Origin of the sequence: Streptomyces viridochromogenes DSM 40736, from assembly GCF_000158955.1 — a bacterium.
Lineage (GTDB): Bacteria > Actinomycetota > Actinomycetes > Streptomycetales > Streptomycetaceae > Streptomyces > Streptomyces venetus.
Window position 1 is genome coordinate 8227276 of the sequence record NZ_GG657757.1, and the last position, 18939, is coordinate 8246214.

General features: G+C 70.1%; 16 protein-coding genes and 2 pseudogenes. 9 read left to right on the plus strand and 9 right to left on the minus strand.

Features of this window, described 5'->3' with window-relative positions; genetic code table 11:
- A partial coding sequence (locus SSQG_RS36090) for a cellulase family glycosylhydrolase (RefSeq protein ID WP_003994941.1) occupies nucleotides 1–1761 on the plus strand: 1761 nt, incomplete at its 5' end.
- Here SSQG_RS36090 and SSQG_RS36095 read toward each other — a convergent pair.
- A pseudogene (locus tag SSQG_RS36095) lies at nucleotides 1754–3005 on the minus strand (YncE family protein). The gene SSQG_RS36090 and the pseudogene SSQG_RS36095 overlap by 8 nt on opposite strands.
- Before the next feature lie 146 nt (nucleotides 3006–3151).
- Here SSQG_RS36095 and SSQG_RS36100 point away from each other — a divergent pair.
- On the plus strand, nucleotides 3152–3811 hold the full coding sequence (locus SSQG_RS36100; RefSeq protein ID WP_003994943.1) for a TetR/AcrR family transcriptional regulator: 660 nt from the start codon (nucleotides 3152–3154) through the stop codon (nucleotides 3809–3811).
- A 1-nt stretch (nucleotide 3812) separates the two neighbouring features.
- On the opposite strand, the gene SSQG_RS36105 is transcribed toward SSQG_RS36100, so the two are convergent.
- Nucleotides 3813–4802: a helix-turn-helix domain-containing protein gene (locus SSQG_RS36105; protein ID WP_106434322.1), complete on the minus strand. Its 990-nt coding sequence runs from the start codon at nucleotides 4800–4802 to the stop codon at nucleotides 3813–3815.
- Between the two features lie 150 nt (nucleotides 4803–4952).
- Between SSQG_RS36105 and SSQG_RS36110 the strand changes: the two genes are divergently transcribed.
- Entirely contained in the window at nucleotides 4953–5834 is an 882-nt protein-coding gene (locus tag SSQG_RS36110; protein ID WP_039934401.1) for an NAD(P)-dependent oxidoreductase, read from the plus strand.
- Between the two features lie 4 nt (nucleotides 5835–5838).
- Here SSQG_RS36110 and SSQG_RS36115 read toward each other — a convergent pair whose 3' ends face one another.
- A complete protein-coding gene (locus tag SSQG_RS36115) occupies nucleotides 5839–6180 on the minus strand; it encodes a hypothetical protein (RefSeq protein WP_244299379.1) in 342 nt (113 codons plus the stop codon).
- A gap of 5 nt (nucleotides 6181–6185) precedes the next feature.
- Nucleotides 6186–7793: a cytochrome c oxidase subunit I gene (ctaD, locus tag SSQG_RS36120; protein ID WP_039934403.1), complete on the minus strand. Its 1608-nt coding sequence runs from the start codon at nucleotides 7791–7793 to the stop codon at nucleotides 6186–6188.
- A gap of 105 nt (nucleotides 7794–7898) precedes the next feature.
- Between ctaD and SSQG_RS36125 the strand changes: the two genes are divergently transcribed.
- Entirely contained in the window at nucleotides 7899–8447 is a 549-nt protein-coding gene (locus tag SSQG_RS36125; RefSeq protein ID WP_003994948.1) for an RNA polymerase sigma factor, read from the plus strand.
- Complete coding sequence (locus tag SSQG_RS36130) at nucleotides 8440–9438, plus strand: CU044_5270 family protein (protein WP_003994949.1); 999 nt, start codon at nucleotides 8440–8442, stop codon at nucleotides 9436–9438. Before SSQG_RS36125 ends, SSQG_RS36130 begins: the two co-directional genes overlap by 8 nt.
- 13 nt (nucleotides 9439–9451) lie before the next feature.
- Here the strand turns inward: SSQG_RS36130 and SSQG_RS36135 are convergent, their stop codons facing one another.
- Both SSQG_RS36135 and SSQG_RS36140 read right to left on the minus strand, forming a co-directional pair.
- Nucleotides 9452–9814, minus strand: a complete 363-nt coding sequence (locus SSQG_RS36135) for a nuclear transport factor 2 family protein (RefSeq protein WP_003994950.1) — start codon at nucleotides 9812–9814, stop codon at nucleotides 9452–9454.
- A 110-nt stretch (nucleotides 9815–9924) separates the two neighbouring features.
- A complete protein-coding gene (locus SSQG_RS36140) occupies nucleotides 9925–11679 on the minus strand; it encodes an ABC transporter ATP-binding protein (protein ID WP_003994951.1) in 1755 nt (584 codons plus the stop codon).
- Nucleotides 11680–11836: 157 nt separating this feature from the next.
- On the opposite strand from SSQG_RS36140, the pseudogene SSQG_RS36145 reads away from it, so the two are divergent.
- The 4 genes and pseudogenes from SSQG_RS36145 to SSQG_RS36160 all read left to right on the plus strand — a co-directional run bounded on the left by SSQG_RS36145 (nucleotide 11837) and on the right by SSQG_RS36160 (nucleotide 15394).
- Nucleotides 11837–12923: pseudogene (locus SSQG_RS36145) on the plus strand (S-(hydroxymethyl)mycothiol dehydrogenase).
- On the plus strand, nucleotides 12923–13552 hold the full coding sequence (locus SSQG_RS36150; protein WP_003994953.1) for an MBL fold metallo-hydrolase: 630 nt from the start codon (nucleotides 12923–12925) through the stop codon (nucleotides 13550–13552). Before SSQG_RS36145 ends, SSQG_RS36150 begins: the two are co-directional and overlap by 1 nt.
- Nucleotides 13553–13641: 89 nt before the next feature.
- Complete coding sequence (locus tag SSQG_RS36155; protein WP_003994954.1) at nucleotides 13642–14556, plus strand: SDR family oxidoreductase; 915 nt, start codon at nucleotides 13642–13644, stop codon at nucleotides 14554–14556.
- Between the two features lie 142 nt (nucleotides 14557–14698).
- On the plus strand, nucleotides 14699–15394 hold the full coding sequence (locus tag SSQG_RS36160; RefSeq protein WP_003994955.1) for a L,D-transpeptidase family protein: 696 nt from the start codon (nucleotides 14699–14701) through the stop codon (nucleotides 15392–15394).
- A gap of 27 nt (nucleotides 15395–15421) precedes the next feature.
- On the opposite strand, the gene SSQG_RS36165 is transcribed toward SSQG_RS36160, so the two are convergent.
- From SSQG_RS36165 to SSQG_RS36175, 3 genes are read right to left on the minus strand one after another with little or no spacing between them, the layout of a single operon-like run.
- Nucleotides 15422–16621, minus strand: a complete 1200-nt coding sequence (locus SSQG_RS36165; protein ID WP_003994956.1) for a Gfo/Idh/MocA family protein — start codon at nucleotides 16619–16621, stop codon at nucleotides 15422–15424.
- Nucleotides 16622–16650: 29 nt separating this feature from the next.
- Nucleotides 16651–17994 carry an ABC transporter substrate-binding protein gene (locus tag SSQG_RS36170; protein ID WP_039934406.1) on the minus strand — a complete coding sequence of 448 codons (1344 nt, stop codon included), beginning with the start codon at nucleotides 17992–17994 and terminating at the stop codon, nucleotides 16651–16653.
- 10 nt (nucleotides 17995–18004) lie between these two features.
- Complete coding sequence (locus tag SSQG_RS36175; RefSeq protein WP_003994958.1) at nucleotides 18005–18922, minus strand: carbohydrate ABC transporter permease; 918 nt, start codon at nucleotides 18920–18922, stop codon at nucleotides 18005–18007.
- Nucleotides 18923–18939 lie beyond the last annotated feature (17 nt).

An 18939-nucleotide genomic window follows, 5' to 3' on the forward strand; every position in this document is an offset into this window, starting at 1 on the left:
GGCTCCCTCTGGTTCGACGACCCGACCCTCACCGTGCGGGGCGGCCGCTTCACCGACGAGTTCGGCCGTGAGACCGTGCTGCGCGGCTACAACGTCTCCGGCGAGACCAAACTCGCCGAGAACAAGGGCCTGCCCTTCGCCTCGGTCGCCGACGCCCGCAAGTCGGCGACCGCCCTGCGCGCCCTCGGCGGCGGCAACACCGTCCGCTTCCTGCTCTCCTGGGCGTACGCCGAGCCCGAGCGCGGCCAGGTGGACACCGCCTATCTGGCCGCGGCCACCGACCAGATGCGGGCCTTCCTCGACGCCGGGATCCGCGTCTACCCCGACTTCCACCAGGACCTCTACTCCCGGTACCTGTTCGACGGAGACAGCTGGTACACGGGCGACGGCGCACCCAGGTGGGCCGTGGAGGCCGGGAACTACCCCGACGAGTCCTGCGGGATCTGCCTCTTCTGGGGACAGAACATCACCCAGAACGAGGCCGTGAAGCGGGCCTCGTACGACTTCTGGCACAACGCGCACGGCGTGCAGGACGCCTTCCTCGCCACCGCCGAGAAGACCATGACGTACCTCGGACAGCACCTGAGCGCCGACCAGTTCAAGGGCGTCGCCGGCTTCGACCCCTACAACGAGCCGCACGCCGGCATCCTCGACTCAGGGCAGACCAGCCGCGCCTGGGAGAAGGACGTGCTGTGGCCCTTCTACGAGAGGTTCCGGGCCCGCATGGACGCGGCCGGCTGGCGGGACAAGCCCGCCTTCGTGGAGCCGAACCTCTTCTGGAACGCCAACCTGGACTTCCAGAAGCAGGAAGGCGGCCTGCTGGACGCCGGGAAACTCGGACCCCGCTACGTCTTCAACACCCACTTCTACGACCAGAAGGCCATCTCCGGGGTCTTCATGTGGGGCAAGGCCGCCGACGGCCAGTACGCGAACGACTTCCGCACGGTCCGCGACCGGGCGTCCGCCGCCCAGACGGCCGCCGTGGTCAGCGAATTCGGCCACCCGCTGGCCGGCAATGTCTCCGACAAGGCGCCGACGGTCCTCAAGGCGATGTACCAGGCTCTCGACTCAAGGCTCAAGGGGGCCGACTGGTGGTCCGACCCGGCGGCTTCCGGGCCGGTGCTCTCCGGATCGCAGTGGCAGTGGGACATCTACAACGGCCGCCACCGCGAGCTGATGAACGGCAACCCCGACAAGGTGCTCACCGCCGGTGACGCCTGGAACGACGAGGACCTGTCCGCCGTACGCCTCGACGACTCGGGCAAGCCCGTGCTGCGCCAGGACGCCCGGCTCCTGGACCGCCTCTACCCGAGCGCCACGGCCGGTACGACCGTCGGCTTCACCTACGAGGACCGCTCCCGGGACGGCTCGACGACGCTGACCTGGAATCCGGTGCCCCAGTCGCTGCCGAACGTGCGGCGGCTGGTGGGGTCCGGGCAGTACGGGCTGCTGCTGTGGCGCTCGAACGGCGGCCCGGCACCCACCGAGCTCCACCTGCCGGCGAGCTTTGCGGCCTCGTCCACCACGGTCGTGTCCGACCTGGGCACGGCCCACACCCCACCCGCCTACACCTCGGCGACCCCGATCGGCGTCGCCCAGGAGCCCGGCGGCACCGGGAGCCGCCGCCTGCTGCTCACCACGCCGGACTCGGGCGTCCTGCACTACGCACTGGTGACCAACGGGGCGACGGCTCCCTCGGCGGACCTGCTGGACGCGGCCCGTTCCGAGCTGGCTGCGTGGGCCGCGAAGGAGGTCACCTAGGGCCTGTCCAGCCGGTCGTCACATGGCCGAGCCGGACGCGCTGCGGGTGGTCGCCGACCGGGACGGACACGACCTTCTCGCCGGTGGCGAAGTCGATGGCCGTGACCCGGTCGGTGCCGCTCTCGGAGACGACGCAGGACCTGCCGTCACCGCTGACCGTGGCCCAGTAGGGCTTGGAGGCGGTGACGAGCGGGCCCTCCTGGAGGGTGGCGCGGTCGACGACCGTGGCGTAGTCGTCCATGGTGCCCGCGACGCACAGCTTCCTGCCGTCCGGGCTCATCGAGAGGCCGTGGTGGCGGGAGTCGTTGACGAACGTGGTGCGGTCGTCGCTGGTCGCCGGATTCTTCGGCAGGGTCTTCGTACGAGTGATCTTGTCGGTGGCCAGGTCGTACTCGAAGAAGCCGTTGAAGAACGACACCTGGAAGTACAGCTTGGACTCGTCCGGCGAGAACACGGCCGGGCCGGACCGCGTCGGAGTAGTCCTTGAGAACCGATCGCGTCAGGCGCTGGCGCATGTCGATGACTTTGACCTGCTGGTACGTGGTCGCGTCGATGACGGTGATGCGCCGGTCGCCCTTCGTCCAGTCCAGCCACGGGGGCGTCGGTCTGCGTGTCCACCTCGCCGATCGACATGTGTAGATGTACTTGCCGTCCTTGGTGAAGATGTTCTCGTGCGGTTTGTCACCGGTGGCCGCCTTGCCGAGCTGCCTGCCGGTGTCGATGTCCAGCACGTGCACCGTGTTGCCGGTCGACGCCGACACCGCGACCCGCTTGCCGTCGGGGGAGACCGCCATGTGGTCGGCGCGGAAACCGGACACCGGGAAACGCCAGTTGAGCCGCCCCGACGCGAGATCGATCGAGACGACGTCGGCGAAGCTCGGCCGGGAGACCACCACCGACTTTCCGTCCGGCGTGGAGTACATGTCGTCGACGAACTGGTCGTGACCCTCGCCGACGCTGTTGCGGATCGTCATGAAGGCGATCCACCGGATCGGATCGGCGTTGATCTCCGCCATCCGCTCGTCCTTGTCGGGGACGACGTCGATCCGGCCGATCTTCGCGAAGTCGCCGGTGGACCTGATGACATCGGCGGTGCCTTCCCAGTTGTTGCCCACGAACAGCACCTCGCGCAGTGCGGCGGTGGTGTCCGGGGCGTCCGCGTGGGCGGCGGTCGCGGGGACGGTGAGGGTCAGGGCTAGGGCGGCGGCCGCGAAGCACAGGTGCCGTCGTCGGAAGGCAGGCATGACTGCTCCTTGGAATCTGAACACAGGTGCTTTCAGAATGAACTTACTGCAAAGTAAGGAAGGGGCGGCCTTCTCCACAAGACCGCGTGCACGACAAAATCGGTGTGCGAACGAAGAGCGTTGGCCGCACCACGAAGGGAGAGCCGGTGCCGGGCAGACTCAGAGCGCCGACCGGCCGCTACGGCGGCAAGACCGCCGAGGAGCGCAAGGCCGAGCGGCGCCAGAGGTTCCTCGACGCCGCACTCCGGCTGTTCGGCGGCGCCCCGGGCTTCCGCTCCACCACGGTCGCGGCCCTCAGCGAGGCCGCCGGGCTGTCCACCCGTCAGTTCTACGAGGAGTTCCGCACCCTCGAGGACGTGCTCGCCGCGTTGCACCTCCAGGTCAACGACTGGGCCGAGTCGGCGGTGCTGGAGGCGGCAGCCGGAGCGGCGGACCTGCCGCTCGTCGAGCGCGCCACCGCGATCTTCCGTGCCTACGCCGCGAACGTCACGGCCGATCCGCGCCGTATCCGCATCACCTTCGTCGAGATCATCGGTGTCAGTGCGCGCCTGGAGGAACAGCGACTCGCCCGCCGGGCCGGCTGGGTCGACCTCATCTGCGCCGAGGCCCAGGCCGCCGCGGCGCGCGGGGAGGCCGCGCCCCGCGACTACCGCCTCGCGGCGACGGCCTTCATCGGCAGCGTCAACGGCCTGCTCCACGACTGGAGCGCCGGCTGGGTCGAGGCGACCCTGGACGAGGTCGTCGACGAACTGGTCCGGCAGTTGCTGGGGATCCTGCGGCCGCCCGGCTGGGCCCCGCAGAGATGACTCAGGTGCGCGGACGCTCGCCCCTGGTCGCCCGGGCCCCGGGAAACGCCCGCCGGTAGCCGCCGGGCGACACCCCGAGGTGCTTGAGGAAGTGGTGGCGGAGGTTGTTGGCCGTGCCGAGACCGCTCAGCTCCCCGATTCTCTCGACCGGCAGGTCCGTCGACTCCAGGAGTGACCGGGCACGTCCGAGCCGCTGGTGGAGCAGCCACTGCAGGGGCGTCGCCCCGGTGGCCGCCTGCAGACGCCGGTAGAACGTACGCGGGCTCATCGCGGCCCGCCGCGCCAGGTCCGCGACCGTCAGCGGCCGGTCGAGGTGCTCCCTCGCCCACTCGAGGACGGGGGCCAGCCCCTCGTCGTCGCCCAGCGGCACGGGCTGCTCGATGAACTGCGCCTGACCGCCCGGCCGGTGGGCGGGCACCACCATCCGGCGCGCCAGCTGGTTGGCGACGTGCGCGCCGAGATCGCGCCGCACCAGATGCAGACACAGGTCGAGCCCGGCGGTCAGCCCCGCACTGGTCAGCACATCACCGTCGTCCACGTACAGCACCGACGCGTCGACCTCCACCTTCGGATAACGCTCCGCCAGTTGCGCGGTGTGCATCCAGTGGGCGGTCGCGCGCCGCCCGTCGAGCAGGCCGGCCTCGGCCAGTGCGAAGGCGCCGGTGCACAAGGACACCATGCGGGCACCCGCCTCGTAGGCCCGGCGCAGCGCGGTGATCAGCTCCGGCGGCAGGGGCATGCCCTCCTCGACGCACGGGTCGGGCACCGACGGCACGATGACGGTGTCGGCGCCGACCAGGTCGTCCAGTCCGTACCGGGTGCGCAGGCTCAGCCCCTGCGGGCCGTCCTCCGCCCCGCCCCCGGTCCCGCACAGCCGCAGGTCGTACCAGGGGTCGGCCAGATCGGCCTGCGGCTTCCCGAACACCGTGCAGGGGATGCTCAGTTCGTACAGGTCCCACGAAGGGACCCCGATCTCCTCGGTCACGACCACCGCGACGGAACCGGCACTCATGGTCCGCAGCCTATGGCAGGAATTTGGTGGAGGCCGTCACCCCTGTCACTGTTTCCGATCTTCGCACGCTGCGAACGTGGGCCGTACGTGATCACACGTCACCTGTGAACGTCTGACGAGGAGTTGGATATGAACGCAGAACACTCGGCCGTCACCGTCCTCGGACTCGGCTCGATGGGCTCGGCACTGGCCGCCGCGCTCCTGGACCGGGGCCACCCGACGACCGTCTGGAACCGGTCCCCGGACAAGGCCCGTTCCCTGGCCGAGCGTGGGGCACGCCTGGCCGCCACACCCCAGGAGGCGGTCGCGGCCTCCCCGCTCGTCATCGCCTGCGTACTGGACTACGAGGCGCTGTACACCGTCCTCGACCCGGTCGCCGGCGACCTGGCGGGCAGAACCCTGGTCAACCTCACCTCCGGCTCTCCCGAACAGGCCCAGGAGGCCGTCCGGTGGGCGCACTCCCACGGGGTCGACTACCTCGACGGTGCCATCATGACCACGCCGCCCGGCGTCGGCGACCCCGCCGTGATGCTCCTGTACAGCGGCTCCCGCCAGGTCTTCGAAGCCCACCGTCCCACCCTGGCGACCCTCGGCGACCCCCTCCACCTGGGCACCGACCCGGGCCTCGCCTCCCTCTACGACGCCGCGCTCCTCGGCCTGATGTGGTCCACCATGACCGGCTGGCTGCACGGCACCGCCCTGGTCGGCACCGAAGGGACCCCCGCGACCGACTTCACACCTGTCGCGATCCGCTGGCTGGACACGGTGGCCCGGCTCCTCACCACCTACGCGCCCCAGGTCGACGCCGGCCACTACCCGGGCGACGACGCCACGGTCGACGTGCAGATCGCGGCCATCGACCACCTCATCCACGCGGCGGCGGCCCGGGGGATCGACAACGCGCTGCCCGAGCTGCTCAGGGCCGCCATGGAGAAAGCCGGCGCCCAGGGCCACGGAAAGGACAGTTACGCCAGCCTGATCGAGGTGCTGCGGCCCGCGCCGAGGGACTGAGCGGCTAGCCCGACACCAGCACCACGAAGTTCACGGCCGCCACCAGCGCGAAACCGAGCAGCAGGCCGGCCAGCAGCCGCGTGCGGAGGCCTCGGTACACCGCCCCGTACTCGTCCCGCAGCTCCTCCCCACGCCGCACGGTCCGCCGCCAGGAGGCCCGGGCGAGTTCGAGGTGCTCCGCCGCGAACAGCCGCTCCACCTCCTGCCGCTGGGCCTCGGTCAGCCAGTCGAGCCGCGCGGCGAAGCGCTCGGCGGACGCGCGGGCCTCCGCGTGCGCGGCCGCCGCCAGCAGGTGGCCCTCGACCTCGTTGTGGAACGCCCGCATGTCCACGGGAAGACCCTCCATGGCGGTCACCGGAGCGTCAGCTCCCGCTCCGCCGCCGCGACCTCCGCATGGTGCAGGTCGAACGCCGGGGACTCGCTGCGGATGCGGGGCAGCGCGACGAAGTTGTGGCGGGGCGGCGGGCAGGAGGTGGCCCACTCCAGGGAACGGCCGTAGCCCCACGGGTCGTCGGCCGTGACCCGCTCGCCGTACTTGGCCGTCTTCCAGACGTTGTAGAAGAACGGCAGCATCGACATGCCGAGCAGGAACGAGAAGACGCTCGACACCGTGTTGAGCGTGGTCAGGCCTTCCACCGCCAGATAGTCGGGGATCCGCCGCTGCATGCCCTCGGCGCCCAGCCAGTGCTGGACCAGGAACGTGCCGTGGAAGCCGACGAACAGCGTCCAGAAGGTGATCTTGCCGAGGCGCTCGTCCAGCATCTTGCCGGTGAACTTGGGCCACCAGAAGTGGAAGCCGGAGAACATCGCGAAGACCACGGTGCCGAAGACGACGTAGTGGAAGTGGGCCACCACGAAGTACGAGTCGGAGACGTGGAAGTCGATCGGCGGCGAGGCCAGCAGCACACCCGTGAGTCCGCCGAACACGAACGTGATCAGGAAGCCGGTCGCCCACAGCATCGGCGTCTCGAAGGACAGGCTTCCGCGCCACATGGTGCCGATCCAGTTGAAGAACTTCACACCGGTCGGGACCGCGATGAGGAAGGTCATGAAGGAGAAGAACGGCAGCAGCACACCGCCGGTGACGTACATGTGGTGCGCCCACACCGTCACGGACAGGCCCGCGATCGCGATGGTCGCGCCGATCAGACCCGTGTAACCGAACATCGGCTTACGGGAGAAGACCGGGATGACCTCGGAGATGATGCCGAAGAACGGCAGGGCGATGATGTACACCTCCGGATGGCCGAAGAACCAGAACAGGTGCTGCCACAGCAGTGCCCCGCCGTTCGCCGGGTCGAAGATCTGCGCCCCGAACTTGCGGTCCGCCTCCAGGGCGAACAGCGCCGCCGCGAGGACCGGGAAGGCGAGCAGGACCAGGACACCGGTCAGCAGCACGTTCCACACGAAGATCGGCATGCGGAACATCGTCATGCCCGGGGCGCGCATGCAGATGATCGTGGTGATGAAGTTGACCGAGCCGAGGATGGTGCCGAAGCCGGAGAAGGCCAGACCCATGATCCACATGTCGGCGCCGATGCCCGGGCTGCGGACCGCGTCCGAGAGCGGGCTGTAGGCGAACCAGCCGAAGTCGGCCGCGCCCTGCGGGGTCAGGAAGCCGCCCACCGCGATGAGCGAGCCGAACAGGTACAGCCAGTAGGCGAACATGTTCAGCCGGGGGAACGCCACGTCGGGCGCGCCGATCTGCAGCGGCATGATCCAGTTCGCGAAACCGGCGAACAGCGGCGTCGCGAACATCAGCAGCATGATCGTGCCGTGCATCGTGAACGCCTGGTTGAACTGCTCGTTCGACATGATCTGCAGACCGGGCCGGGCGAGCTCGGCGCGCATCAGCAGCGCCATCACGCCACCGATGACGAAGAACGCGAACGACGTGACCAGGTACAGCGTGCCGATCGTCTTGTGATCCGTGGTCGTCAGCCACTTGAGGTGCCTCATGCCCCGCCTGTGTCCGCCCCTCGCCCGGGCGTCACACTTCGACGACGCGACGAGAATCACGGAAACGGCTGTGACGATCGAGAAGGTGCCGGACACGAACGGGACATGAGCAACGACGAGATCTTCGCCGCTGCCTACCGCGAGCACTACTGGGCGGTCAGCCGCTATGTCGCGCGGCGACTGGACGGGCGGACCGGCGAGGTGGAGGAAGTGGTGGCGGAGGTGTTCACGGTCGCCTGGCGACGCCGGGCCGACCTGCCGCCCTCCCCGCTGCCCTGGCTGTACGGCGTGGCACGCAACTGCCTGGCCAACACGGTGCGCGGCCACGGACGCCGCCGCCGGCTCGTCGACAGGCTCGGCAACGACGACACCGCCCACGGACGGCACATCGCGGCGGGCCCGGAGGCCGACACACCCGGCGCCTGGGTGCACGAGGCACTCGCCCGGCTCTCCACGGCCGACCAGGAGGTACTGCGCCTGACGGCCTGGGAGGAACTCGCCGTCGACGAGGTCGCCGTCGCCCTCGGCTGCGGCAGACGGGCCGCCGCCATGCGACTGCACCGGGCCCGACGCCGCCTCAGGGCCGAGATCGACCGCATGTGTCCCGAGGCCACGGCGGACACCCACTGCGTGAAAGGGGTCGGCCATGGCTGACGAACTCGAACTGCTGCGCGGCGCCAACCCGGTGCCGTCCCACGACCCCCGCTTCGGCGACGGCCCCCTCGACCACGAGGCCGAGCGCCGACTCGAACGACTGCTCCGGGAGCGGCCCCCCGGCCGTCCTGCGCGCCGGCTGCTGCCCGGCCCGGGCCTGCCCCGGCTCGTCTGGGGGCTCGCCGCCACGGCCGTCGTCGCGGCCCTGGCCGTGACGCTCGTCCTGAGCGGCCCCGGCACCACACCGGCGGTCGCCGCTCCGCGACCCCTCGTGGTGCAGACCGGCTCCACCCCTCTGCCCCTGGACCGGCTGGCCGAACGTGCCGAGCAGGCCGCGGCCGACGGCTCGCCCCGCCTGCGCAAGGGCACGCACGTGAAGTCCTGGAGCATGGGCATGTCCGACGACAAGCCCCCGATCACCCTGCCCGAGGAGCGCCTCGTCCGCTGGCGGGCCGACGACAGCCACACGGAACTCGTCGTGGCCACCGACCCGAGGTACCCGGGCCGCCCGGTCCTCTCCGACGAGGGCGGTGAGCCGCGCCTCGTCGACGACGGACACGTCCTCAGCGACCGGACCTACCCGCCGAGCTGGAGCGACGCCCCGCCCCACTCCCCTCCGCCGGCCGACCCCGCACGGCTGCGCGCCTACCTGACGGAGGCTCAGTACACCGACGCCTCACTGACCACGCCCGAACTGCTGGACGCCGTCGGTGTGCTGCTCGACCACTGGACCCTCGGTGCCCGGGAGACCGCGACACTCGCCCGTCTCCTGGCCGGCACCGAGGGGCTGCGGCCGGTCGGCCAGGTGACCGACCGGCTCGGCCGCAGCGGTCAGGCGTACGTGTGCGAAGGCACCGGGGTCCGCCACATGCTGATCATGGACCCGGTCACCGGCGCCGTCCTCGGCCTGGAGAGCACCTTCACCACCGCCGAGCCCGAGTACGGCGTCAAGAAGGGCGACGTCATGTCGTACAGCGCCTGGATGCGCTGAGCACGCCCCGCCGCTACTCGTCCCAGGCCTGGATCAGGGTCTGCTCGGTGATCTTTCCGCCACGCAGCGAGATCATGGACTCGGACAGCACGCGCACGCCGTCCGCGTACTCGCAGCTCTCGCTGTAGGCGGCCTCGTCGCCCTGGACGATGCACCGCTCCACCTTGTGCGTCATGTCCCGGCTGTAGACGTCCTCCAGCATCCGGCCGATCTCGTCCCGGCCGTGCAGGACCTTGGGGTGGCTGGGCTGGGTCGTGTGGTCGACGATGCGGAACTCCGCGTCGTCCGCGTAGAGGGAGAGCAGGATGTCCGGCTGTCCTTCCACGCCCCGGCGGAGTGTCTCACTGTCGAAGGCGGGGTCTGCCGCGGTTCCCATGATGGACCTCCTTCGAAGGGCCGCGACCCGGTCGGCAGCGGGCCGCGAGGAGCCTCACTCCCGAGCGTCCTCCCGCCCGGCGGTCACGGCAAGCGCAGCCGGACCGCGACTCAGTCGGCCGCGGCCAGGAACTGGGTCGCCGCCAGTTCCGCGTAGAGCGGGTCACCGGTCACGAGTTCGCGGTGGGTGCCGACCGCCCGGACCCGGCCGGCGTCCATCACCACGATCCGGTCGGCCATCGTCACCGTGGACAGCCGGTGCGCCACGACGAGGACCGTCGTCGTCCGGGCCACGTCCGCGACGGTGTCGCGCAGCGCCGCCTCGTTGACCGCGTCCAGTTGCGAGGTCGCCTCGTCGAGGAGCAGCAGCCGGGGGCGGCGCAGCAGGGCGCGCGCGATGGCGACCCGCTGCCGCTCACCGCCCGACAGCTTGGTGCCGCGGTGCCCGACGAGCGTGTCGAGACCGCCGGGCAGCCGGGCGACCAGGCCGTCCAGACGGGTCGTCTTCAGCACGCGCCGCACCGCGTCCTCGTCCGCCTCCGGATTGCCCAGCAGCAGGTTGTCCCGCAGCGAGCCCGACAGGACCGGCGCGTCCTGCTCCACATAGCCGATCGCGGCGCGCAGCCGGGGCAGCTCCCAGTCGGCCAGGTCGCGCCCGTCGAGCGTGATCACACCCGAGCCGGGCTCGTAGAACCGCTCGATCAGCGAGAAGACGGTGGTCTTGCCCGCGCCGGACGGTCCCACGAACGCCGTCATGCCCCGCGCGGGCACGGCGAACGCCACCCCGTGGTGGATGTACGGCAGGTCGTCGGCGTAGCGGAAGCGGACGTCGTCGAAGGCGAGGGCGGCGGGCTGGGCGCCGGGGGAGGGGAGAGGGGCGGACGCGGCCGCCGGTTCGGCGGGCAGGCGCATCGCCTCCTGGATGCGGGTGAGGGCCGCGGCGCCCGTCTGGTACTGCGTGATGGCGCCGACGACCTGCTGTATCGGCGACATCAGGTAGAAGACGTACAGCAGGAACGCCACCAGCGTGCCCACGTCCACCGCGCCCGTCGCGACGCGCGCGCCGCCCACCGCGAGCACCGTGATGAAGGCGATCTGCATGGCCAGCCCCGCCGTGTTGCCCGCGGCCGCCGACCACTTGGCGGCCCGTACGCTCTGCCGCCACGACTCCTGCGCCGCCTCGTGCAGCGTGATCTCCTCCCGGTGCTCGGCACCGGACGCCTTCACCGTGCGCAGCGCGCCGAGGATCCGCTCCAGCGAGGCACCCATGACGCCCACCGCGTCCTGCGCCTGCCGGCTCGCCTTGTTGATGCGCGGCACGATCACCCCGAGGACCACGCCCGCACCCAGGATCACGGTCAGGGTGACGCCCAGCAGCACGGGATCCACCAGACCCATCATGACCACCGTCGCCACCAGCGTGAGCCCGCCCGTGCCCAGGCCGACCAGCGAGTCGGTGGTGACCTCGCGCAGCAGGGTCGTGTCGGAGGTGATGCGGGCCATCAGGTCCCCGGGTTCGCTGCGGTCCACAGCCGTGATCCGCAGCCGCAGCAGATACGACGACAGGGCGCGCCGCGCGCCGAGCACCACCGACTCGGCGGTGCGCTGCAGCACGTACGAACCCAGCGCGCCCACCGCCGCGTTGGTCACCACCAGCGCCGACATCGCCAGCAGCGCTCCGGTGATCGCCCGGTCGTGCGACAGATCGTCGATCAGGCCCCGCGCCACCAGCGGCAGCAGCAGCCCGGTCGCCCCGGTGACCAGCGAGAGGACGGCGCCGACGGCCAGGGACCGGCGGTGCGGCCCTACGTATCCGAGGAGCAGCCGCCAGGGGGGCGTGTCGGGCTCGGTCTCAGCGATGCTCACGTCGCTCCTTCGGCGTCGGGCGGACGGTACAGGCTATCGGCGCCCACCGGCCCGGCCTGCTGTTTTCGCGTAGCGACAGGTGGCCGATCCGCACCCCTTACCGATCATTCACGCGTAGGGTCGGCAGGGACGAGAACCCGGCCGACGAAGGAGCACCATGGCGCAGGAAGTACGGGGTGTGATCGCACCCGGCAAGGACGAGGCGGTGCGGATCGAGACCATCGTCGTGCCCGACCCCGGCCCGGGGGAGGCGGTCGTACGCGTCCAGGCCTGCGGGGTGTGCCACACCGACCTGCACTACAAGCAGGGCGGCATCAACGACGACTTCCCCTTTCCTGCTGGGCCACGAGGCCGCGGGCGTGGTCGAGTCGGTCGGCGACGGCGTCACCGACGTCGAGCCCGGTGACTTCGTGATCCTCAACTGGCGTGCGGTGTGCGGGAAGTGCCGCGCCTGTCTGCGCGGGCGGCCCTGGTACTGCTTCGACACCCACAACGCCCAGCAGAAGATGACCCTCACCGACGGCACCGAGCTGTCCCCGGCCCTCGGCATCGGCGCCTTCGCCGAGAAGACGCTGGTCGCGGCCGGGCAGTGCACCAAGGTGAACCCGGTCGTCGCCCCGCAGGTGGCCGGGCTGCTCGGCTGCGGCGTCATGGCCGGCATCGGCGCCGCGATCAACACCGGCAACGTCGGCCGCGGCGACACGGTCGCCGTCATCGGCTGCGGCGGTGTCGGCGACGCGGCCGTCGCGGGGTCGCACCTGGCCGGGGCCGCGAAGATCATCGCCGTCGACATCGACGACCGCAAGCTCGAGAAGGCGCGGACCATGGGCGCCACCCACACCGTCAACTCGCGCACGACCGACCCGGTCGAGGCGATCCGCGAGCTCACCGGCGGGTTCGGCGCCGACGTCGTCATCGAGGCCGTCGGCCGCCCGGAGACGTACCAGCAGGCCTTCTACGCCCGCGACCTGGCCGGCACCGTCGTCCTCGTCGGCGTGCCCACCCCCGAGATGAAGCTCGACCTGCCGCTGCTGGACGTCTTCGGCCGCGGCGGATCCCTGAAGTCCAGCTGGTACGGCGACTGCCTGCCCTCCCGGGACTTCCCCATGCTCATCGACCTGCACCTGCAAGGGCGCCTGGACCTGGGGGCGTTCGTCACCGAGACCATCCAGCTCGACGAGGTGGAGAACGCGTTCAAGCGGATGCACCACGGTGACGTCCTGCGCTCGGTGGTGATGCTCTGATGACCACCCGGATCGAACACCTCGTCACCTCCGGCCAGTTCAGCCTCGACGGCGGCACCTGGGACGTCGACAACAACGTGTGGATCGTCGGCGACGACCACGAGGCGATCGTCATCGACGCCGCCCACGACGCCGACGCCATCGCCGAGGCCGTCGGCGACCGCCGGCTCACGGCCATCGTGTGCACCCACGCCCACAACGACCACATCGACGCCGCGCCCGCCCTCGCCGAACGCACCGGTGCCACCATCTGGCTGCACCACGACGACCTGCCGCTGTGGAAGCAGACCCACCCCGACCGCGAGCCCGACGCCTGGCTGGTCGACGGCCAGACGATCGAGGTGGGCGGCGCCGACCTGCGGGTCCTGCACACCCCGGGACACGCGCCCGGCGCGGTGTGTCTGTACGACCCCGGTCTGGCGACCGTCTTCACCGGGGACACCCTCTTCCAGGGCGGCCCCGGCGCCACCGGCCGGTCCTTCTCGCACTTCCCGACGATCATCGACTCGATCCGCGACCGGCTGCTCACCCTGCCGCCCGCGACGAAGGTGCTCACCGGCCACGGAGACGCCACGACCATCGGCGCCGAGGCCCCGCATCTCCAGGAATGGATCACCCGGGGCCACTGACCGCGTGTCGCCGGTAAAAGGCGACAGAAGATGTCCGGCTTCCCCGCCACTGTGGAAGCGACAAGCAGCCAAGGCACGGGAGGTCGGACATGTCAGCTCCGCTGAGGGGCAAGGTCGCACTGGTCGCCGGGGCGACCCGAGGCGCCGGACGGGGCATGGCGGTGGAACTCGGCGCGACGGGCGCCACCGTCTACGTCACCGGACGCAGCACACGCGCCCGCCGCTCGGAGTACGACCGGCCCGAGACCATCGAGGACACCGCCGACCTGGTCACCGCGGCCGGCGGGCAGGGCATCGCCGTACCCACCGACCACCTCGACCCGGCGCAGGTCCGCGCCCTCGTCGACCGGATCGCGGACGAGCAGGGCCGCCTCGACGTCCTCGTCAACGACATCTGGGGCGGCGAGAAGCTCTTCGAGTGGGACACCCCGCTCTGGGAGCACGACCTCGACAACGGCCTCCACCTGCTCCGGCTCGCCGTCGAGACCCACGCGATCACCAGCCACCACGCCCTGCCCCTGCTGCTGCGCCACCCCGGCGGCCTGGTCGTCGAGGTCACCGACGGCACCGCCGACTACAACCGCGACACCTACCGCAACAGCTTCTTCTACGACCTGGCCAAGGCCTCCGTGCTGCGCATGGCCTTCTCCCTCGGCCACGAACTCGGCCCGCGCGGCGCCACCGCCGTCGCCCTCACCCCCGGCTGGCTCCGCTCCGAGATCATGCTGGACGCCTTCGGCGTACGCGAGGAGAACTGGCGCGACGCCCTCGAGAAGGTCCCGCACTTCGCCATCTCGGAGACCCCGCACTACGTCGGCCGGGCCGTGGCCACGCTCGCCGCCGACCCGGACAGGGCGCGCTGGAACGGGCAGTCCCTGTCCAGCGGCGGCCTCGCGCAGGCGTACGGCTTCACCGACCTCGACGGCAGCCGCCCCGACGCCTGGCGCTACCTGGTCGAGGTCCAGGACGCGGGCAAGCCGGCCGACACGACCGGCTACCGCTGAGAGACCGCGATCGCCCGTCGGGTGAGCTATGTCACCGTTTGGTCCCAGGCGAGGTTTCCGCACAACCGAACACGTCCTCCGCCCGTCTAGCTGGCAGGGATCGCAGACCATGTGACCACTTCCGTGAAAGGGCATGACCACCATGGGGGACGTACGCAGACGGGGCGCCGTCGCACTCGGGATCACCGGACTGGTGGCACCGCTCACCCTCGCGCTCGGCGCCACGCCGGCGCAGGCCGCGAGCTGCACCACCCAGGCCGGCCCGTACCAGAAGCAGGTGGAGAAGTTCCTGGGCCGTCCGGTCGACGGCAAGCAGTCCACCGCCGACTGCACGGCGATCCGCGCCTTCCAGACCAAGCACGGCATCTCCCCGAACGCCGGCTACGCCGGACCCGTCACCTGGGGCGTGATGGACCTGATGCAGAAGCAGAAGGCCGTCGGCACGAACCCCAACAAGGACGGCACGTGCCCGGTGAACAAGGGCCGGATCGCCTGCGTGAACCTGACCCTCCAGCTGAGCTGGATCCAGGACGGCAAGAAGCTCGTCTACGGCCCGGTCCCGGTCCGCACGGGCCGCGACGGGCACGAGACCCGTACCGGCCTGAAGAAGATCTACTGGCGTCACATCGACCACGTCTCGTCGATCTACGACGTGCCGATGCCGTACAGCCAGTTCTTCGACGGCGGCCAGGCCTTCCACTCGGTCGGCATCAGCGTGTGGAACCCGCCGGGCTCGCACGGCTGCGTCAACATGACCAAGACCGACGCCAAGAAGTACTGGTCGCTGCTGAAGACGGGCGACGACGTCTTCGTGTACGGCCGCAAGCCGGGCACCTGATCGCAGGCACCCGGCTCGCAGGCACCCCTACAGGGGCGCGTCCCCGAAGTCCGGGATCTCCAGCCGTACCCCGCCCTGCCGTGCCGACTCGTGCGCGACGATGCCCGGCAGGGTGTAGCGGGCGGCCACCCACGCGTTCACCGACGGCAGGGTGCGCGTGTTGACGGCGGTCACGAAGTCGTCCACCAGGAAGTGGTGGCTGCCCTCGTGGCCGTTGTGCAGATGGTCGAACTCCCTCGGCAGCCGCTCCCGGTCGTGCACGGGCGCCGACCCGGAGGTGAAGGCCGCCCGCAGCTCCGGCGCGATGTGCCGCAGCGACGGGTCGTCGGGAGCCATGGTGGGCTTGGGCTCCAGCAGTTCGCTGATGTCCGTCACGCCCTGCTTGTCCTGCCACAGGGCGACCGTGGCGAGCTGTTCCATGCTGGCCTCGGTACCGAAGAAGCGGAAACGCGACTCGCGTATGTGCGAGGGGTAGCCGACCCGCCGGAACTCGTTCGTGCGGAACGAGCCGCCGCCCGCCACCTCGAACAGCGCGGTGGCGTTGGAGACGTCGTTGCCGAACTGGCTGATGTCCTTGTCGAAGACGCCGTCGCCCCGGTCGTCGACGACACCGATCGCCGACACGCTGACCGCGTGCGTCTTCCAGGCGCCCAGCACCCCGCCGACCGCGTGCGTCGGGTACAGCAGCGGGGGATAGCTCGCGGTCGCCTTCCAGTTCTCGCCGCCGCTGTACTGGTACGCCTCGTAGAACCCCAGGTCCATGTCGTGGACGTAGTCGCCCTCGGCGTAGAACAGCCGCCCGAAGGCGCCCTCGGCGATCTGGTTGCGGGCGTGCACGGTGGCCGGGTTGTACTCGCTGGTCTCGCCCATCATGTAGGTCAGCCCGGTGGCCTTGACCGCGTCGATGATCGCCGCGATCTCCTCCGTGCTGATCGCCATGGGGACCGCCGAGTACACGTGCTTGCCGGCGCCCAGGCCCTGGAGCACCAGCGGCCCGTGGGTCCAGCGTTGCGTGAAGATCGCGACCGCGTCGACGTCCTCGGACTCCAGCATGGCCTGGTACGACGGGAAGGTGCCCGCCAGCCCCTGGGCGGCGGCCAGTTGCCCGGCCCTCTCGGGCAGCAGGTCGGTGACGTAGACGTCGCCGACGCCGGGGTGGGCCTGGAACAGCGTGGCGAACTGGCCCGAGAACTGTCCGGCGCCGACGATGCCGATGGAGAACGTCATGTAAGGCTTGCCCTTCACTGGTCGTTTGATCACTGCGAGAGGATCAGGTTGATCTGGTCGTTGGTCTCGTCGAGGCTGCTGACCGGCTTGCCGTTGCCGTAGATGTCCTCCATCGCGGGCTGCATCAGCGCCGTCATGTCCGCCGAGTAGCTGGCGATCGGGTACGAGAACGTCCGGAAGTGCTTCTTGTCGGCGACGGGCTCGGTGAACGACGAGACGTCGATGCCCTTCTTCCGGTAGGCGGCGACGGCGGCCTCGGTCCCGGCCGCGGTGGCGGGGAAGACGACCCCGTACCTGCCGACGACCCTCTGGCACGTGTCGGAGGCCAGATAGGCCACCCACTTCTTGGCGCCCGTCTTGTTCTTGGAGGCCTTGGTGACGGAGTCGGCGAGGCCGTTCATCATGGTCGCCCGCTTGCCGGCCGGGCCGAGGGGCGTCCGGGCGGTCTTCATGTCCCGGCCCTTGAACCCCGCGTAGGTGGAGATCATCCAGGCCCCGTCGAACGCGGTGGCCGCCTTGCCCGCGGCGATCTGCGTGTTCTGCTGGTTGGACTGGATGTTGTAGTCCGACAGGGGTGGCATGTAGCCCTTCTTCGCCAGGCCGAAGTACCACTTGACGACCGACTGGAAGGTCGTGCTGTCGTACTGGTACTTCGTGCCCCACCGTGGCTTGTTCAGATAGTCCCACCCGGCGGAGCCGGTGAAGGGGCTCCACTGCGTCTGGCCGTCGCCGAAGCCGCCGCCGCCCGTGGCCAGGCCGTACACCTTGACGTTGTTCTTGTCGAAACCCGGCTCGTCGCCGCGCTTGCCCTTCCTGTCGATGGTGAGGTGGGCGATGGCCTTCTCGAAGGTGCCGCCGTCCTTCGGGTTCCAGGAAAGGCTGTTCAGCTGTGCGGCGGTGAGCCCGGCCGCCTCGGCCATCTTCGAGTTGTAGAACAGTGAGACGGTGTCCCAGTCCTTGGGCGTGCCGTAGCGGTGGCCGTCCTTGCCGATCCAGTTGGCGGCGAGCCCGGGCTGGTAGTCGGAGTTCTTGATGCCGAGGTCGTCGAGCGGTTCGAGGACCTTCAGATCGGCGAACTGGCCGAAGTTCTGGATGTGGTCGGTGAACACGTCCGGCTGGGTGCCCGCGATGAACCCGGCGGTGAGCTTGGTCCAGTAGTCGCTCCAGCCCAGCTGCGTGATCTTGACCTTGAGTCCGGGGTTCTCCTTCTCGAACCCCTTCGCACAGGCCTGGTAGGCGGGCAGCTGGTTGGCGTCCCACAGCCAGTACGTGACCGTGTGGGCGGAGGATCCGGCGGCGCCGCCTTGCGCGCACCCGCTGACCAGGGACAGCGCCAGCGCTCCCGTCGCCGCGACGAGCGTACGAATTCGCATCACAGTCCCCTTACTTGATCCCGGTGAAGCCGATGGAGCTGACGATGCGGCGGGCGAAGCACCCGAACAGCACCAGCATCGGCAGCGCGGCGATCAGCGTCGCCGCCATGAGCCCCGACCAGTCCACGCCGGTCGCCGGGGTCTGCGCCCGGAAGACGGCCAGCGCGACGGTCAGCACCCGCGAGCTGTCGCTGTAGGAGACCATCAGCGGCCAGAAGTAGTCGTTCCAGGAGGTGATGTACGTCAGTACGCCCAGCGTGACGAGCGGTGTGGACGCCATCGGCAGCACCACCCGGAAGAAGATCTTGACCTTCCCGGCACCGTCCAGCAGTGCGGCCTCCTCCACCTCCCGGGGGATGTTCATGAAGAACTGCCGCAGGAAGAACACCGCGAACGGCGTCATGAACATGGTGGGCAGGGCGATGCCGAGGAGCGTGTCCACCAGGTGCAGTTGCTTGATGAGCACGAAGTTCGGCAGCAGCGTGAAGATGGTCGGCACCATCATCCCGGCCAGGAACAGCCCGAACACCTTGTCCCGCCCGCGCCAGCGCAACCGCGAGAAGGCGTACGCGGCCATCGCGGAGAAGAAGATCTGGCACCCGGTGATCAGAGTCGAGACCAGTACCGAGTTGAGCAGGTAACGCCAGAAGTCCAGCCCGCCGCCCGCGCCGCCCTGTTTGACGGCCTCCTCGGCCGACTGCAGGCCCAGGGCCCGTTCGAAGCCGCTGGTGGTGAGGTCCACCGGCAGTGGGTTGGTGGGGTCGGCGCTCAGGCCCGCGTTGGTGGAGAGCGCGGTGCGCAGGATCCAGTAGAACGGCAGGAGGGTGATGAGGACGATCAGTCCCATCACGGTCCAGGCGGCGGCCCGCCCGAAGGGGAACCTGCGCCGCACCGGTCCTACGGTCGTCGTTGTCGTCACGGCAGCCATGGCGGTGTCTCCCTTCC

Bases quoted from the DNA above. Each gene is read 5' to 3' on its own strand.
- ctaD (WP_039934403.1), bottom strand. From the start codon at position 7,793: ATGAGGCACCTCAAGTGGCTGACGACCACGGATCACAAGACGATCGGC.
- SSQG_RS36135 (WP_003994950.1), bottom strand. From the start codon at position 9,814: ATGGGAACCGCGGCAGACCCCGCCTTCGACAGTGAGACACTCCGCCGG.
- SSQG_RS36165 (WP_003994956.1), bottom strand. From the start codon at position 16,621: ATGACGTTCTCCATCGGCATCGTCGGCGCCGGACAGTTCTCGGGCCAG.
- SSQG_RS36155 (WP_003994954.1), top strand. From the start codon at position 13,642: ATGTCAGCTCCGCTGAGGGGCAAGGTCGCACTGGTCGCCGGGGCGACC.
- SSQG_RS36150 (WP_003994953.1), top strand. From the start codon at position 12,923: ATGACCACCCGGATCGAACACCTCGTCACCTCCGGCCAGTTCAGCCTC.
- SSQG_RS36170 (WP_039934406.1), bottom strand. From the start codon at position 17,994: ATGCGAATTCGTACGCTCGTCGCGGCGACGGGAGCGCTGGCGCTGTCC.
- SSQG_RS36160 (WP_003994955.1), top strand. From the start codon at position 14,699: ATGGGGGACGTACGCAGACGGGGCGCCGTCGCACTCGGGATCACCGGA.
- SSQG_RS36130 (WP_003994949.1), top strand. From the start codon at position 8,440: ATGGCTGACGAACTCGAACTGCTGCGCGGCGCCAACCCGGTGCCGTCC.
- SSQG_RS36175 (WP_003994958.1), bottom strand. From the start codon at position 18,922: ATGGCTGCCGTGACGACAACGACGACCGTAGGACCGGTGCGGCGCAGG.
- SSQG_RS36115 (WP_244299379.1), bottom strand. From the start codon at position 6,180: ATGGAGGGTCTTCCCGTGGACATGCGGGCGTTCCACAACGAGGTCGAG.
- SSQG_RS36110 (WP_039934401.1), top strand. From the start codon at position 4,953: ATGAACGCAGAACACTCGGCCGTCACCGTCCTCGGACTCGGCTCGATG.
- SSQG_RS36125 (WP_003994948.1), top strand. From the start codon at position 7,899: ATGAGCAACGACGAGATCTTCGCCGCTGCCTACCGCGAGCACTACTGG.